The sequence below is a fragment of the Paenibacillus sp. cl6col genome (assembly GCF_900102125.1).
GTDB classification, from domain to species: domain Bacteria; phylum Bacillota; class Bacilli; order Paenibacillales; family Paenibacillaceae; genus Paenibacillus_B; species Paenibacillus_B suaedae.
On sequence record NZ_FNAZ01000007.1, the window covers coordinates 1 to 15,579 of the forward strand.

Genomic DNA, 15,579 nt, shown 5'->3' on the forward strand with positions numbered 1-15,579 from the left:
TCCATAAGTGGCAGATTGCTCCGCCTTTCTCATCTCCCTCATGCGAGGAAAATGCCTATCTGGTATTAGCTCACGTTTCCGTGGGTTATCCCAGTCTTATGGGCAGGTTACCTACGTGTTACTCACCCGTCCGCCGCTAACCATCAGGAGTGCAAGCACTCCATCAAGTCCGCTCGACTTGCATGTATTAGGCACGCCGCCAGCGTTCGTCCTGAGCCAGGATCAAACTCTCCGTTAAAGTTAAGTTTGAACTGCTCATATCTTTTGACGAGGTATTGCTACCTCATTCACAAACGTTGCTCGTTGTTCAGTTTTCAAAGAACAATCTCAGTCAGCAACCAATCTCTCAGTTACTTTCTTTTTCTCACCGCTTTGTCAGCGGCGACTTTTATAATATACCATGTTCACTCTTTAGAGTCAAGCACTTTTTTTAAATTCTTTTTTCGAGCTTTCGAATGATTGCTTATTCAGCTTTCGTTCGATGTGCTTCTCTCGAAGAGGCGAGTATTAATGTATCATATATTTCAAACCCAAGTCAACACTTTATTTAAAAAAAGTTAAAACGCTGCATGAGCTGTCATGCAGCGACTCAACTTTCTGTGATTGTGCAGCCGTCAACCAGCCCATTCATAGGCCCGAGTATACCCTAGCTTGCCATATGGACTAGCATGCTCAATCAAACGTTCCTTTACACAACCGCGATGTGTAAGCTTATTTAGTAGAGCTGGCATATAACCGGCCATCCACTTGAATTCTTGGTGCTGCATAATGTCCGATATCGGAACTGGCCCCTTCGCTTGCTTCAGCCAATTCAGCAATGGTGCGCAGCATTCTACACTCTTCGATGAGAGAGAGAACTCGCAAGCAAGCAACGCAAGTTCAATTCGCTGCGGCATCGTCTCAGAGCTTGCAGTGAATTCTTCGTACATCTTATAGACACCCAGATTTAACTTCTTCACTTGCTGCCATAACGCTTGTCTAGGCATCTCTCCTTGCTCCATTATGGCAAGCGACGCCCAATAATAGAATGCGAAATCCACACATCGATAAGCGTCTAGCATGTATTCCAGCTTCCGTAAATGCTTCGCTTGATTATATGCCTCCAAAAACAGCGCATATGTCTTCATGTATTGCATCTGGTTCGGAGTCTTCTCTTCTTGAATCAATCTTTCCTGCCAACTTGCAAGCAATCCATCGCGATCTACGCGAATATTGCCACGCCCGTAAAACGGAAGCAGTGACCTCGCCTCATCCGAAACGATCCATTCCTCCCACCTATCTGGGTGGATGCAAATCCAGCGTGCAACAGAGCTGTCATCGGCCGATACTTCCATCGACTCAAAAGGATGGGATGGACAAGCTTCATCAACAACCAGCACATAGCGATCCCAATCAATATATTGGTGCATATCAGCATCCAATTGACTGCGTTCCAATATATAAAGACCGCTGACTGTAGTCGCACCAATTAATTGATCTATGGAGTTATCCAATACATGTTTCATTCTCGACCCCACGCTTTTTTGGCTTTCTTTTACATCAAATGATAGTTTATAATTCTACATAGAAACTCTCTTTCCTTCTTCCTTCGAAAACATTTTCAATCTTGAAATGGAGAGGCTGCGATGAAACAACGTCTTTTTAGAACAAGTAAAATCAATGAGTTTCGATTGTGGGGACTTGTACTTACATTAGCCGGAATGGGAATGATGGTGCTCGGCACATCCGGCATTCTCATGTGGGGCATACAAGGACGCCCCTTCGCTGGAGTATTCATGGTACTGGGAATGATACTCCTCTTGGGAAGTGTCGCGATTTACTTCTGGGCTGGCATGTTGTCCACTAGTGCTGTAATTCTTGAATGTCCAGAGTGTGGTCGCCAGACCAAAATACTCGGCAGAACGGATCGCTGCATGTTCTGTAGAACGATTCTTACCCTTGATCCGGACAAGGCAACCGCAGAAAACATCGCCCCAGAAAGCAACTTAGATCAAGACAGTAAGAAGGAAGTTACCGTATCAAAGTGAGGGAAGAATGACTTACAAAGAGATTTCTCACGCATTGACTCGTTGATTCCCACAACACCATGACCTGACATCTATGTTTTCACGAGCCTCACTCGCAAGAGTGAACCGAATATAACAGACTTAACGAAGAAACCGCCTATCTGATTAGATAGACGGTTTTCTTATTTCTAACTTATAAAAAGTATCATTGCGTGATTAAGAGTTTCGATATCGAAGAACGTTCCATATGCCTTCATTGGCGAAGCTTCGGGCCCATACAGCGACTCCGCCGAGCTTTAGACGTTCTGCCATTTGAATGCGAGATTGAATCGATTGTTTATCCTCGATCCATATTTTCTGAGTTGCGCCTTCCTCCTCATATTCGACATAGTGCTGACCTGCACTCTCCGAATAAACAGGCTTCAACTTACGATCCTGAATCAAATCTTGAACTTTCTGCATACCAACAGCTTTAGAGGATACTTTCACTTCTCCGCCTTCAGTTGTCTCTGTCCATATCCGTGTGTATAGCGGCATTCCAAGCACGAGCTTATGCGGAGGCACATTATCCTCTTCCATAATTCGCTTCATAGCATTCTCTGTCCATGGCAAGGATGCAACAGAACCAGCAGTTGGACTCGTCGCCCAATGTTCATCGTAAGCCATAACCATCATAAAGTCGACGGAACGCGCCAGCTGTTCCCGATCCAAAAATTGCGACCATCTACCGCTCCCAGACTTCGCCGTCACATCAATCGATGCAACAAGACCCTTCGCATGTAGACGAGGAGCAAGCTCTCGTACAAACTGCGTTAAATTATCACGATCTTCAACATTTACGTTCTCATAGTCAATATTAATGCCGTCAACGTTGTATTTCTCTGCGAGCTTAACCAATTGTGCTATCGTTCGGTTACGTTTGTCGAAGGTTGCAAGCGAGGCTGTAGTTCGGTCTGGATCAAAGCTGTTGCTGTACAGCGCCCATACCTGCTTCCCATTCTGATGCGCCCATTGTACAAGACGCGGATCTGCCTTCTCATCTACATTTCCCTCGTTGTCAGCCAAGCTGAACCACGTTGGGCTAATAACATTCGTCCCTGGCATCGCGGGCAGCTTGGTCGGATCCGGATTACGGGAGTACACAGCTTCCCAAGCCAAGCTTACTGGTCGCTTCTCCTTTACAAACGCAGGAACAGGCGCTGGCGAGATTGAAGGAACTGCTACACTTCCCTTACGCTGAATCTCGTCTTTAGCAATATAACCGACATTGCCGCCTTCCGCCTCAATCCGGAGCCAGTCTCCCTCTTCACCCCAGACCGTGACTTGCGTTCCACTTACAAGCTTCTCTAAGGAGGGAGCTTGATTACTAGCATTTTCACGCAAGGCTATTTGGGCATCATCCTTTTGCTGAATGACGATCCCCTGTTGAAGAGTCTGCCCCGGTGTGCTTAGTTGAACCGCACCATTCGAAGTGTACTGCTTCGCACGCAAGCCGTATACTTCCTTCAACGCAGTCATTGGAACATAAATGTCGCCGCCAATTTGTTCAGCAGCAGCTGACCACTGTTTAGCTCGACCATTCAAGCTTCCCGTTGAGTGTCCAAGCGCAACTGAAGCAACATCCTTAGAACTTGTCATAATGACGGTTTCGGAACTATTCTCATACACAATAGAAAACTTATCAGACAATGCCTGAACAGGTATGAGCAAATTCTCACCTTTGCCTTTCGTCCCATATCCCGTCCAGGAACCATCCCAGATCAAGGGCTGTTCTACCTGAGAGATCTGGGAGTCAGCCTTATTCTGACCAGGTAACCAATCCCTGATACCATCCCATCCTTTCCACACGCTCGCTGCCAGGATGGCGAGTCCAATCAGAATAAAGAGACATCCTCCTCCCTTCCCTTTTTTACGGTTCTTTCCGCCGGTTCGATAATGCGGAGCACCTCTCCCCACTCCATTGCTTCTCATATAGTCAACTCCTACTTCTTCAGACTGCATCATTGGATTCGATAAAATAAAAAAGCGCGCAAGCATGAACTGCCGCGCGCATTTACATTTCTGCATTGTATTGATCGACCATCACCTATTGCTCCTTAGTCGATTCCACACAGGATTGACATACACCATACACTTCCATCCGATGTCCGCGTACGATAAAACCAGTAGCCTCTGCAGCCGATTTCTCCACCGATTCCATTAATTCAGGAATAGCGAAATCAACAATTTTGCCGCATCGCTCGCAAATGGCATGATAGTGATCTGTTACATTGGCATCAAATCGACTTGAACTGTCCCCATATGTCAACTCATGAACGAGCCCCGCTTCAATAAACAACTTCAAGTTGTTATATACGGTAGCAACGCTCATGCTCGGAAAATCCGGCTCGAGTGCTCGATATATTTCATCTGCTGTCGGATGATTCATCGCATCCATCAAGTAAGCCAATATCGCATGTCTCTGTGGCGTGATGCGTACTCCGGACATTTTCAGATGTCCCAATGCATGTTGAACCCGCGTTTTCATCTTGTCCACCGCCTTCTACGCTCACATTAGTTCTATACGGGTTATCCCAACAAATCGTAGATTGTAACGATTCTCAGAAAATAATCTCTATATGTCCATTGTACGTGGAAGTTTTTTGTTTTGTCAATCCTTAATACGTCGCGCTGTTACCGTTTTCGTATGCTAATGTCACCATTCGTGTCCAAATTGACTTGATACGTAGCATTTCCTATTGTACCCTCTACTTTATTCTTTACGACATGAAAGGGAAAATCCGAATCTATATCGATGTCTCCAAAACGATTCATCGCTTGCAATGTAACATCAGCCCCCTCGGGTATGCCAATGGCGGTATCGCCCGCCATATTCTGCAATTTCCAGTTGCCGCCGATGTTCTCTGACTCAACAAGCATGTCTCCACTCAAGGTCTCTGCTTGGACTGCACCAGCCGATTCATGAATGTCGATATCTCCTGATTTCGTATCCGCCATCGACTTCCCACTGATGTCGTACATCGTAATATCCCCACGCATGGTAGATACTTTGGCATCACCACGAATATTTTGCACAAAAAGATTACCATTCAGTGTCTCCCCCTGTACTGGGGCTTCAATATTAAGCAGCTTAATATCACCATTGTTGCTCTTCGCCACTGCTTCGGCTTTCATATCATGGATCGCGATATCCCCATTATTCGTCATCACATCCGTCTTCCACATAACATGAGCCGGAATGGTGATGATCATATCAATGCGGATTGGCCGATTCCCTACTGCAAATTTCGAGCCGTTCGCGGTAATCGTCAATGTATGTTCGGAAGGCTTATTATCGATGGATGCTCCTGATTGGTTAGCCAGCGATTGCGCCTGCTCTCTATCCACTCCGCTTACAATTGCACTTAGCTCAACATCCATATTCTCTACATTCCCAGTCTGAATCCGAATCTCCCCATTGTTATTGCGAACAACGAGCTTCGATATATCCCCTGATATCGAATGTTCCAGCTTCGGCAACCGGACATTTATCCCATTATCACCTGCCATCTCCTTCATCATGGAGAAGTCGAACTGAATGCCTCGCACCCAATCCCGGAACAGGGAAGGCTGAGAAATCATGAAGACGGAGACTGCAATAAAAACAGAAACGAACATGCCTAAAAAATCCAAGCACAGACGACGATTATCCCCCCGCTTGCTGTGGTACACGCCAGTCCAAATATATTCGATCCCCCATATAATAAATAACAAGGGCCACCATGTTAATAACAATCGCAATGTATGATATCCAAACAACTGATCGCTGAGCAGCATGATTCCAACAGCGACAAGCAGCAGCGAAGCAGTAATTCTCCCTACCTTAACCACTGAAGACCATCTCCTTCGGTTGTCCGTCAGCGTCTCTTATTCGATTCCTTCACAAGCAGAAAGATACCGCCACCAATAAGAAGAGCCGCTCCCGCGTAGGATCCCGCATACGTAAAGAACCAACGAAGCCACGCTGGATCTACGGTTAATAGCAGCATAACTATTCCCCCGAACAGAAGAAAAAGCCCTAAGAGCGGCCCTTGTCTGGTCGGCTCTATGCCACCAAACATCGCTTGATGATTGACACGTTCCGTACATTGCAAGGCATCAAACAAGTTAAAAAAGTAAATCACCGGCAGCATTAATCCTAACAATACGACAAGCGGTACATTCACTTTCGCATCTATTGCTGTAAAATACACGATAGCTACGATATCCAAGGCCAGCATCATCATAATAAGCAGCCCGCGCTGCATTAACCCTAAGTAGAAATGACCTGCTCCAGGGAAAATGAAGGACAAAAACAAAGAAAGAAACTTGCTCTTCTTCTGCGGCATTGCTCCATACATCGGAGGCGGTGGTATAGGTGCTCCTGGGCCTGGGCCATATCCTTGATGATCCTCATGAGCATGAGACATGCGTTCTCTCCGCGCTAATTGTTCCAGACGCTTGCGCAAAAACTGCTCATCCTGCTCCTTATTAGCAGACTGCTCACGGAATCCTTGATTGTGAGGTTCATGTAATTGATCGTCTTTTCTTTCAGCCAAGTCCTTCCCTCCTTACATAGCTCCTAATCCGGCATGTTCCTGCCACGCTCGCTTAAACAGCATCTTAGCGCGATATAATCTAGTTTCAACCGTTCTAACTGGCATTTTGAGCATCTGCGCAATTTCTGCGTATGTTCGCTGGCGCATGTGGTACAACTCCATGACCATACGATATTTCTCTGGCAATGCCCGAAGTGCTTGGTGAACCTCTTCACATTTTTCCTTCTTCATCACGCGTTCTTCCGGCATATCAGCAACATCATGAAGCTGAAAGGATGCAATATGGTGCGGATCAAGCCATTCTACCCGGCCTTCCTTCCGTTTTTTGCGCAATATATCAATCATCTGGTTCTTCGTTAGCCGATACAGCCATGTCGTAAATTTCGAGTCGCCCCGAAATGAATGAATATGGCGATACGCCTTCACGAATACCTCTTGGGCGATGTCTTCCGCCAAATAACGATCTTGTACCGTCTGACAAATACACGTTATCACAAATGGACGGTGTCTTTCCACTAAAATACGCATTGCTTCCTCGTTACCTTGCTGCACTTGACTGACGATAAGTTCATCCGAAAATTGAGTTGTCTTACGATACACCATAGTCTCTTCCCTTCTCTACCCAGCAAAATTCATTGTGCGAATTCGCTCTACCGTACGTATTAAGCTTATATTCATTGTACGTTGGATACAGAAATGAAAGAAACCTTCCTGAGTCTAGGAAGGTTTCACCGACTTTAGTCTAGGATCGCTTTGGACTCTTACTCTAAGGTAACAGTGCGAACCCCTTGCACTCGCTCGAGTTGCTCTACAAATACGAACATGTCGAACTGTTTGGGGACGCCAAGAACGAGCTGCAATTCTGCTCGCTTCTCCACCATCGGATCGCCAGGTTGATTCAATAAGCGTTGGAACATCATCTTCTTGACGGTAACATCATGGGTTTCCATGAAGACATGGAGCTCATGAAGAAATTCAGAAGTAGAATCCGCATCTAATGTTAAAACGCGAGTGCGCTTGCCACCGAAGTAACGCTGTTCTACCTTGTTGAATCCGAACAAAATCACGATAACTAGGATTGTCGTCACCACAGCTGCATATTGGAATCCAGCACCTACTGCCAGTCCAATCGCCGCAACTACCCATAAAGAGGCCGCTGTCGTAAGTCCTGCGATTGATTTGCCCGTAAAAATAATTGTACCTGCGCCAAGAAAACCAATGCCTGTAATTACTGCTGTAGCGAGACGAGCAGGATCCACACGAACATTCCCTTCGTATACGAAGCTGGAGAAGCCATAAATGGACAACAGCATGATAAGTGCCGAACCAACGCAAACTAATATATGTGTTCGCAGCCCCGCTGGATGATTCGCTTGTTCTCGCTCCAATCCAATCAAGCCGCCAAGCAGCATCGCAAGCAGCAATCTAAGCGTTAATGAAAAATCATCAATTACCCACGGACTATTTGCAGGTATCTCCGCGAGCAATTCCATATCCGACTACCTCCTTCTTTCCAGGTGACGTAGCGATATGCCCGGCGCAATCTCCTCGTCGCGCACATATCGGAAGCCTTCGCGTTCATACAGTGTCAGCGCAGGAAGATTGCGAGCTCCCGTTGCAATACGGTGCGTATGAACATCTGGCATATGCAGTACATGACCTAACAAACTTGCACCGATCCCTCTCCGAAAATAATCCGGCCGAACCATCAATCTGCAAATCTCCATAATTACAGGCCCTGTCATTTCGATGGATACCGCTCCAGCCAACTGATTCTCATCCCACCAGCCATAGAATGTTTCCGTGGTATTATGCAGGTCTTCTACCGTTTCCATCAGAGGGGGGATCTTGTCAAAGCCAATCATGTCCGCCTCAATCCGGTATGCGGCCTGTTGCAGGTTCCAGAGTTGATCCAATGTTGCAACATCATTCATATCCAACTGACGTATCATGTCTTTCACTACCCTTTCGGAATAACAGAGTATACGACTACATGAAAATAACTTGAATCTACACGAAAAGCGGAGATTCACTCCGCTTCCATGCCTGGCTCCAACGTTCAGATATGTTACCCATCCGTCCTACGGAGCCCTAATCGATTCTTCATTTTTTATCTATAGCTTACATTTACAGCTCGCTCAAGCACTGAACAAGCAATTCGTTCACAAGACCCGGGTTGGCCTTACCCTTCGTCTCCTTCATTACTTGTCCCACGAGGAATCCAATCGCCTTCTGTTTGCCGGCACGGTAATCTTCAACCGATTGTGGGTTGTTTGCGATTACTTGCTCGACGACAGATTTAATGGCGCCTTCATCACTAATTTGGACAAGTCCCTTCTCTTCAACAATAGCCTGAGGAGCTTTGCCCGTCTCCAGCATCTCTTTGAAGACCGTCTTGGCGATTTTGGAACTGATCGTGCCTTTCTCAATCAAGCCGATCATTTCGCCCAAGCCTTGGCCAGTAACTTTTGAAGCATCCGCTTCAAGGCCATTCGCGTTCAAGTATCCGAGTAAGTCACCCATAATCCAGTTGGCCACTGCCTTGGCATCCTTCGTATATTGAAGACTCTCCTCGAACAGGTCAGCCAGCTTCTTCGATGCCGTAATGACTTCTGCATCGTAGCTCGTCAAGCCATATTCGCTCGTGTAGCGAGCTTTACGTGCATCCGGCAATTCCGGAATCGATGCCCGCACACTCTCTCTCCACTCGTCATCAATAACGAGTGTAACGAGATCTGGATCCGGGAAGTAGCGATAGTCATGCGCCTCTTCCTTGCTGCGCATCGTGAGCGTACGCCCTTGCGCTTCATCCCAGCGGCGAGTTTCCTGAACAACCTTACCGCCTTCATCCAGGATGTCAGCTTGGCGCTCCTCTTCATATTCAAGACCACGTTGAACGCCGCGGAAGGAGTTCATATTTTTCAATTCTGCCCTCGTACCCAGTTCTTTCTGGCCAATCGGGCGTATGCTGATGTTCGCATCACAGCGAAGGGAGCCTTCCTCCATCTTCACATCGGATACGTCGCAATATTGCATAATTGCCTTCAGCTTTTCCAAATAAGCCTTCGCTTCTTCTGGTGAATGAAGCTCGGGTTCAGATACAATCTCTACGAGCGGTGTGCCGACACGGTTGAAATCGACGAGAGAAGCATAACCGCCATCTACGTGGGTCAGCTTGCCTGCATCTTCTTCCAAGTGTAGTCGGTTAATGCCGATCCGCTTCGTTTCTCCGTTCACTTCAATATCAATCCAGCCGTTCTGCCCGATTGGCTGATCGTTCTGAGAGATTTGATATGCTTTCGGAGAGTCTGGGTAGAAATAGTTTTTCCGGTCAAACTTGCTTACCGGAGCAATTTCACAGTTCAACGCCATAGCAGCCTTCATTGCATATTCTACCGCTTGGTGGTTTAATACCGGCAGTACGCCGGGATGCCCTAAGCAAATCGGGCAAGTATGCGTATTAGGCGGTGCTCCGAATTCGGTAGAGCAACCGCAAAAGATTTTCGAGTTGGTGTGCAGCTCAACGTGCACTTCCAAGCCAATGACCGTTTCATATTTCGTACTTGGCATGTCGTAAGCCTCCTCAATTACAACTGCGGACGCAGCTTATGGAACTCCGTGCGTTGTTCGAACGCATGGGCTGCACGAAGCACAGTCGCTTCGTCGAACGCCTTGCCAATCAATTGCAAGCCAACCGGCAATCCATCCGCCAACCCGCATGGTACGCTAATTGCTGGAACGCCAGCCAAGCTAACCGGAATCGTCAATATATCATTCAAGTACATCGCTAATGGATCATTAATTTGCTCGCCGATACGGAACGCCGTTGTCGGTGCTGTCGGCCCGAGCAAAATATCGAACTTGTTAAATGCTTCGTCAAAGTCACGCTTAATCAAGGTGCGGACTTTCTGCGCCTTCAAGTAATAGGCATCATAGTAGCCTGAGCTTAGTGCATACGTACCCAGCATAATGCGGCGCTTCACTTCTTGTCCAAAGCCTTCACTGCGAGAACGATGATACAGATCCAGCAGATTGTCAGGGTTGTCCGCACGCACTCCGTAGCGAACTCCATCGAAGCGCGCTAAGTTGGAGGAAGCTTCCGAGGAAGCAAGCAGGTAGTAGGTCGCTACTGCATATTCGGTATGCGGCATCGATACTTCTTCCCATGTCGCACCCATATCCTCGAATACTTTCAAGGCAGCGAGCACAGCTTCCTTCACCTTCGGATCGACACCTTGTCCAATATATTCAGAAGGCACGCCAATGCGCAGACCAGCCACATCGCCTGTCAGCTGTGCTGCATAATCCGGAATTTCTACCTTCGCCGAAGTGGAATCCATCTTATCGTGGCCTGCAATCGCTTGGAGCACGAGGGCTGCATCTTCCACATTTCTCGTAATTGGACCGATTTGATCCAATGAAGATGCGAATGCAACCAAGCCGAAGCGAGAAACGAGACCGTATGTCGGCTTCAAGCCAACGACTCCACAATAGGAAGCTGGCTGACGGATTGATCCGCCTGTATCAGAGCCTAGCGCGAATGCAACTTGTCCAGCTGCTACGGAAGCCGCGGAACCACCGCTAGATCCGCCCGGAACACGTTCCAAATCCCACGGGTTGCGAGTCGTGCGATAAGCAGAGTTCTCATTGGATCCGCCCATTGCGAATTCGTCCATGTTCAGCTTACCAATTGTAATGGCACCCGCTTCCTTCAACTTGCGGGATACCGTACCGTCATATACAGGTACGAAATTATCAAGGAATTTACTTGCACATGTTGTGCGCATTCCTTCCGTTACGATGTTGTCCTTAACCCCTGCAGGGATACCAGCCAATAAGCCGATCTGTTCTCCTGCCGAGATGCGCTTGTCGATTGCGGCTGCCTCGTTACGGGCACCCTCTTCATTCATAGTAAGAAATGCTTGCACTTGCTCATCCGTGCTGGCAATGCGTCGGAATGACGCGTCCACCAATTCAGAGACGGAGAGCTTGCGCTCTTGTATTGCTTGTCTTGCTTCCGTTAATGACATCTCAAGTGGTGTCAATGCGGGCATCCTCCCTTATTCGCTTTATTCCAGAACGGCCGGTACTTTGAACTGACCATCTTCTTCTTCCGGTGCGTTAGCCATTACCTTCTCTATCGGCAGTGAAGGACGCGCTTCATCCTCACGCATCACGTTCCGTATAGGTAGAACATGAGTCGTTGGCGTGACGTCATCGGTATTCAATTCATTTAATTTTTCTGCATATTTTAGAATCGCGTTCAGCTGTTCCGTGTAACGCTCTTTCTCTTCATTGCTCAAGTCGAGTCTTGCCAACTTAGCAACGTGCTCGACGTCTTGTACGTGAATGCTCATCGGCAGCCTGTTCCTCCTTGCGCCATCAAGGCCAAATTCATCCCCTTATTATAGCTTAGAAGCGGAATCAACTCAACGCGTCATTCTGATAAAGTAATGGATGCAAAAAAACACCGAAGCACCGGAATGACCGGTGATCGGCGTCTTCTTTAAATCCAAGCTCTTAAATTCACTTGGCGAATGAACTCTTCTTGTGACATTGCTCCGTCCTGTTCGCTCTCTTCGCTATCAGGCTCTGCGTCTGCGTTCATAATTCGACGGAATAATGATTCATTATGGGTCGCCAGTGCATAATCGATAAGTGCTTCCCGTTCGATGCGGTCCGCTTCCTGCTGCAGCAACCGTTCCTCTTGATCGACATCGGATGCTGGCACAAAAAAGTTGCGGTTTGCTCTCGGAACTCGGATGACATAGTCGAATGCGTTGTCTGCATTGCGGTCATAGGCAATAATATAGCCGTATTCCCCGATAGGCAAATGTTGTTCGAAACGGTCGGCAACAATGACTACTTTCTCTCCCAAAGGCAGCATTGTCCATGCCTCCCATCCGTTAGATGTATTCTATATGGTACTAGAATTTATGGTTCCTGTAAATGTATACGTGCGAGTATCGCAATTGGTCACAAAAAGCAGCCTCTCTATCCTGCATACGATAAAAGCTGTACATCCGACTCTAGCTATTGTCTATGTTCACAAAGAAATGATTCGCAATCCTTCCTCCGCAGTCGTTAGCTTCTCATATCCATCAGCAGTAATCAGGTATGTATTCTCTATACCTACGACACCGCGTCCCGGGAAAGTGAATTTAGGTTCGATAGCAATTACCATCCCCTCCTGAAGCGGCTGCTTGAACCCGCGGGCCAATACAGGCCATTCATCAATTTCCATACCAATTCCATGTCCAAGAAACTTGACTTGATCCTCACCATACCCCATAAAATGCTCTTGCAATCCATACGATTTCGCCATATCAACCGCGTCTTCGTACAATGTCTCGCATACCGTTCCCGGCTTCAAGTGTTCCTCAGTTGCACGCAATATCGCTTCCGAAGCATCATAAGCACGCTGGAGTTCATCGTCCAGTTCCCCAATGACAAGGGTTCGGGTCTGATCAATTACATATCCATCGATGCAGCAGCCGAAATCGATCAGAATAGGTTCATTCACTTCAATCGCCTTACGGCTAGATCCTTGTGGACTTGCAGGTGTCAGTCCAAGCCCTCCAGCGGGACCGTCGAAATAAGTCGGTTCTGCGCCTGCACTTCCTGATGCAACCATGCCAGTTATTAGTTCTTGATTGAAGCCGCGCATTCGGATCATTCCAACATGACCCTGCAGTCGGAATTCTCGTTCAATGTACGCAATGAGTTCTAGTTCTGTCATTCCCGGCTGGATGTAATCTGCAGCATCAGCAAGCACCTTATGTGCAGCAGCTGCGGCAACCCGAATGCGATCCAGTTCATCAGAGGACTTAATCATTCTCAGTTCACGGAATAGGATCGATCCGTCTGTCCAATTCGCATCTGGAATGACCGTCTTCAATCTCTCATACTGCTGAACAGGTAGAACATCGAACTCTGTAGCAATGACGACAGCTTCCTTAACTTGGAACAGCTCCGCATAGTATGAGCGGATCGTCTCACCAAGCTGACGGAACGAACCGAGCGGAGCAACGCGAATGATCGACTCCTGCTGCGCACGCAGATAGCTGCGTTTCACCAAATAAACAGGTTCGCCGCATCTCGGTACGAGCACATAGCCGGTCTGCATGGAGCCGGTTAAGTAATATATATCCACGTTGTGTGTAACTAAGTACAAATCGATACCAGCAAGCTCCATCTTCTGCTGCAGGCGAGCGATTCGATTGCGATGCTCTTCGATAATTGCTGCATCTATTCGCTGTTCGGAATGCATCAATTGACTCCTCCTCGTATTAGGAATTTGTATCTGCCGTTTTATTTGCACTTGTATCTGTTATGTAAAAAAAGGACTGCGATACATAGTAGTAGGCAGTCCCATCGTTGCTGTATGCTTCCCTGATCATATCACGAGCGAGGATTGGCTAGCAAAATGGATCTATGGGTTTGTCTGTTCATGGCTAGGAGAATGTTAAGAGGCAACAGTTTTCATTCATACAAATGCGCTCATCTCTATTTTAAAAAGTGCGGTATCTGTACTTTATCAATGAGGATGAGTCCATCATAATTGTTCTTCGGAACAAGGAGATGTTCTGCACGTCCTTCTTCGTACGATTTGGTCGGCCGCGACATCCATTCGTTTCCGACTACAGGAGGCGAATACCGAATGTCCATAAACGTGTATGGTTTACCCGAAGAAGACAAAATATCTTCAATCGAACCCGGCAACAATGGTAGAACTTTATGAATCCCATTATTGAACCAATCAAATATTTCGCCGCTCGCCATGTATAAGCCAATTACATAGCTTTGTGCTTGTAGTTCCTTGGGCATCAGTTCCCCTACATATTTCAACTGACCCACTTCACCCTCATATAATTCATGTGTGGCTTTCCCGATATGAGTATTATGAGCCCATACTATCAATTTCTCATTCGGATAAACCTCTGTGGCAAGCCATACAAGATTGTCTGCCATTTGTTTATCCCGCCATTGAAGGAATGCTGTATCTATTCCAATGGAGCCGCTTAATACCTTCTGTAAGTAATCAATATACTGCTCATAGTATTCATTCAAAGCCTTCAAACGAACCTCAATGGCTCGTTTGATTAGCTGATAGATTTGAGGTTCGTTTGGATAATCTTTTTGCATGAAGTCTTTATATTTAGGCAGTTCCTCATTCAAACGCTGGTATAAAGCGATAAGTTCAGGCTTTGCTTTTTGAAAAGATGCTAAATCTCGCTTACCGATCATCCATTCTTTAATATCTTGTTCAGCCTTGATCAATTTCTCCCTCAACGCTTGACCTTGTATCCAAGTTGCATTAGGCTCCAATATAACATCCATTTTCATATCAAATCCGGTAAGACGGAGCGGCGTACTGCTTCCCTGGGTGCTCTTTATGTATTCAAATAATTGTAGGACTTCCTCCGTTATATAGACACCATTAAGCGCTTGGCTTAGTGTATCCTGCGGTGTCCGGCTATTCATTCGCCCTTGGGCCATAGCTGCATCACTAAGAGCACTTTCAAAAGCAACCCTACTATATCCCAGTTCTTGATGAAGATACTGAATAAGTCTTGTTTTTGCTAGGCTGAACTCTGCAGTTGAGTGAGTACTTTCTCCAAGATACACGATCCGCTTATCCCGCAATAAAGTCTTGAGTTTATCCAGATCATCAAAATTCTGCTTTGGAATGCTGCCGTTCACAAGCTTCTCGGGCTGTATGGACGTAATCTCTTGAGCATGTTGCTTGATCCAGGCTTTCCATACTGCAATCTGATCCGTATTAGATTGGACTTCTCCCCTTATCGATACAGTTCCTTCGGCTCCATAAGCAGTCCCCGACTGAATGAAGGAAGAAGCCAAAGTCCCCAGCGCAAGCGTCATAGTCAGTAGCGTAAGCATGACTTTTTTGCGCGATGAAGTTGGCCTAATCTGACAAACTTTTTTCATCAAATATCCAGCTCCTTTTTCTTGTACACTCCATATCCACTTCTTTT

Annotated in this window: 15 protein-coding genes and 1 rRNA gene; 1 reads left to right on the forward strand and 15 read right to left on the reverse strand. The window is 46.8% G+C overall.

Annotated elements, in window-relative coordinates; all coding sequences use genetic code 11:
- Positions 1–238 (reverse strand): 16S ribosomal RNA (locus BLS15_RS18165); the annotation flags it as partial.
- 376 nt (positions 239–614) lie between these two features.
- Entirely contained in the window at positions 615–1,505 is an 891-nt protein-coding gene (locus BLS15_RS18170; protein WP_021255262.1) for a hypothetical protein, read from the reverse strand.
- Positions 1,506–1,625: 120 nt separating this feature from the next.
- Between BLS15_RS18170 and BLS15_RS18175 the strand changes: the two genes are divergently transcribed.
- Complete coding sequence (locus BLS15_RS18175) at positions 1,626–2,027, forward strand: DUF2614 family zinc ribbon-containing protein (RefSeq protein WP_028532025.1); 402 nt, start codon at positions 1,626–1,628, stop codon at positions 2,025–2,027.
- Between the two features lie 195 nt (positions 2,028–2,222).
- Here BLS15_RS18175 and BLS15_RS18180 read toward each other — a convergent pair whose 3' ends face one another.
- From BLS15_RS18180 to BLS15_RS18240, 13 genes are all read right to left on the reverse strand, one after another.
- On the reverse strand, positions 2,223–3,977 hold the full coding sequence (locus BLS15_RS18180) for a glycosyl hydrolase family 18 protein (RefSeq protein ID WP_090513160.1): 1,755 nt from the start codon (positions 3,975–3,977) through the stop codon (positions 2,223–2,225).
- Positions 3,978–4,092: 115 nt separating this feature from the next.
- Entirely contained in the window at positions 4,093–4,533 is a 441-nt protein-coding gene (gene perR / locus BLS15_RS18185; RefSeq protein WP_021255265.1) for a peroxide-responsive transcriptional repressor PerR, read from the reverse strand.
- A gap of 146 nt (positions 4,534–4,679) precedes the next feature.
- A complete protein-coding gene (locus BLS15_RS18190) occupies positions 4,680–5,876 on the reverse strand; it encodes a DUF4097 family beta strand repeat-containing protein (RefSeq protein WP_028532023.1) in 1,197 nt (398 codons plus the stop codon).
- Between the two features lie 26 nt (positions 5,877–5,902).
- Positions 5,903–6,583 (reverse strand): DUF6677 family protein, encoded by a 681-nt coding sequence (locus BLS15_RS18195; protein WP_021255267.1) that lies wholly within the window; start codon positions 6,581–6,583, stop codon positions 5,903–5,905.
- 12 nt (positions 6,584–6,595) lie between these two features.
- A complete protein-coding gene (locus tag BLS15_RS18200; protein ID WP_028532022.1) occupies positions 6,596–7,186 on the reverse strand; it encodes an RNA polymerase sigma factor in 591 nt (196 codons plus the stop codon).
- A gap of 158 nt (positions 7,187–7,344) precedes the next feature.
- The gene (locus tag BLS15_RS18205) at positions 7,345–8,076 is read right to left on the reverse strand and encodes an MgtC/SapB family protein (protein WP_021255269.1); all 732 of its coding nucleotides are present in this window, start codon (positions 8,074–8,076) and stop codon (positions 7,345–7,347) included.
- A 6-nt stretch (positions 8,077–8,082) separates the two neighbouring features.
- Positions 8,083–8,535: a GNAT family N-acetyltransferase gene (locus BLS15_RS18210; protein WP_021255270.1), complete on the reverse strand. Its 453-nt coding sequence runs from the start codon at positions 8,533–8,535 to the stop codon at positions 8,083–8,085.
- Between the two features lie 175 nt (positions 8,536–8,710).
- Complete coding sequence (gene gatB / locus BLS15_RS18215) at positions 8,711–10,153, reverse strand: Asp-tRNA(Asn)/Glu-tRNA(Gln) amidotransferase subunit GatB (RefSeq protein ID WP_021255271.1); 1,443 nt, start codon at positions 10,151–10,153, stop codon at positions 8,711–8,713.
- Between the two features lie 17 nt (positions 10,154–10,170).
- Positions 10,171–11,637 (reverse strand): Asp-tRNA(Asn)/Glu-tRNA(Gln) amidotransferase subunit GatA, encoded by a 1,467-nt coding sequence (gene gatA, locus BLS15_RS18220; RefSeq protein WP_227774826.1) that lies wholly within the window; start codon positions 11,635–11,637, stop codon positions 10,171–10,173.
- Between the two features lie 15 nt (positions 11,638–11,652).
- Positions 11,653–11,940, reverse strand: coding sequence for an Asp-tRNA(Asn)/Glu-tRNA(Gln) amidotransferase subunit GatC (gene gatC / locus BLS15_RS18225; RefSeq protein WP_021255273.1), 288 nt, complete (start codon positions 11,938–11,940; stop codon positions 11,653–11,655).
- A gap of 149 nt (positions 11,941–12,089) precedes the next feature.
- Positions 12,090–12,470 (reverse strand): hypothetical protein, encoded by a 381-nt coding sequence (locus tag BLS15_RS18230; RefSeq protein WP_021255274.1) that lies wholly within the window; start codon positions 12,468–12,470, stop codon positions 12,090–12,092.
- Positions 12,471–12,629: 159 nt separating this feature from the next.
- Positions 12,630–13,853 carry a M24 family metallopeptidase gene (locus BLS15_RS18235; RefSeq protein ID WP_021255275.1) on the reverse strand — a complete coding sequence of 408 codons (1,224 nt, stop codon included), beginning with the start codon at positions 13,851–13,853 and terminating at the stop codon, positions 12,630–12,632.
- Between the two features lie 236 nt (positions 13,854–14,089).
- Positions 14,090–15,532, reverse strand: a complete 1,443-nt coding sequence (locus tag BLS15_RS18240) for an erythromycin esterase family protein (protein ID WP_051614039.1) — start codon at positions 15,530–15,532, stop codon at positions 14,090–14,092.
- Between the last annotated feature and the right edge of the window lie 47 nt (positions 15,533–15,579).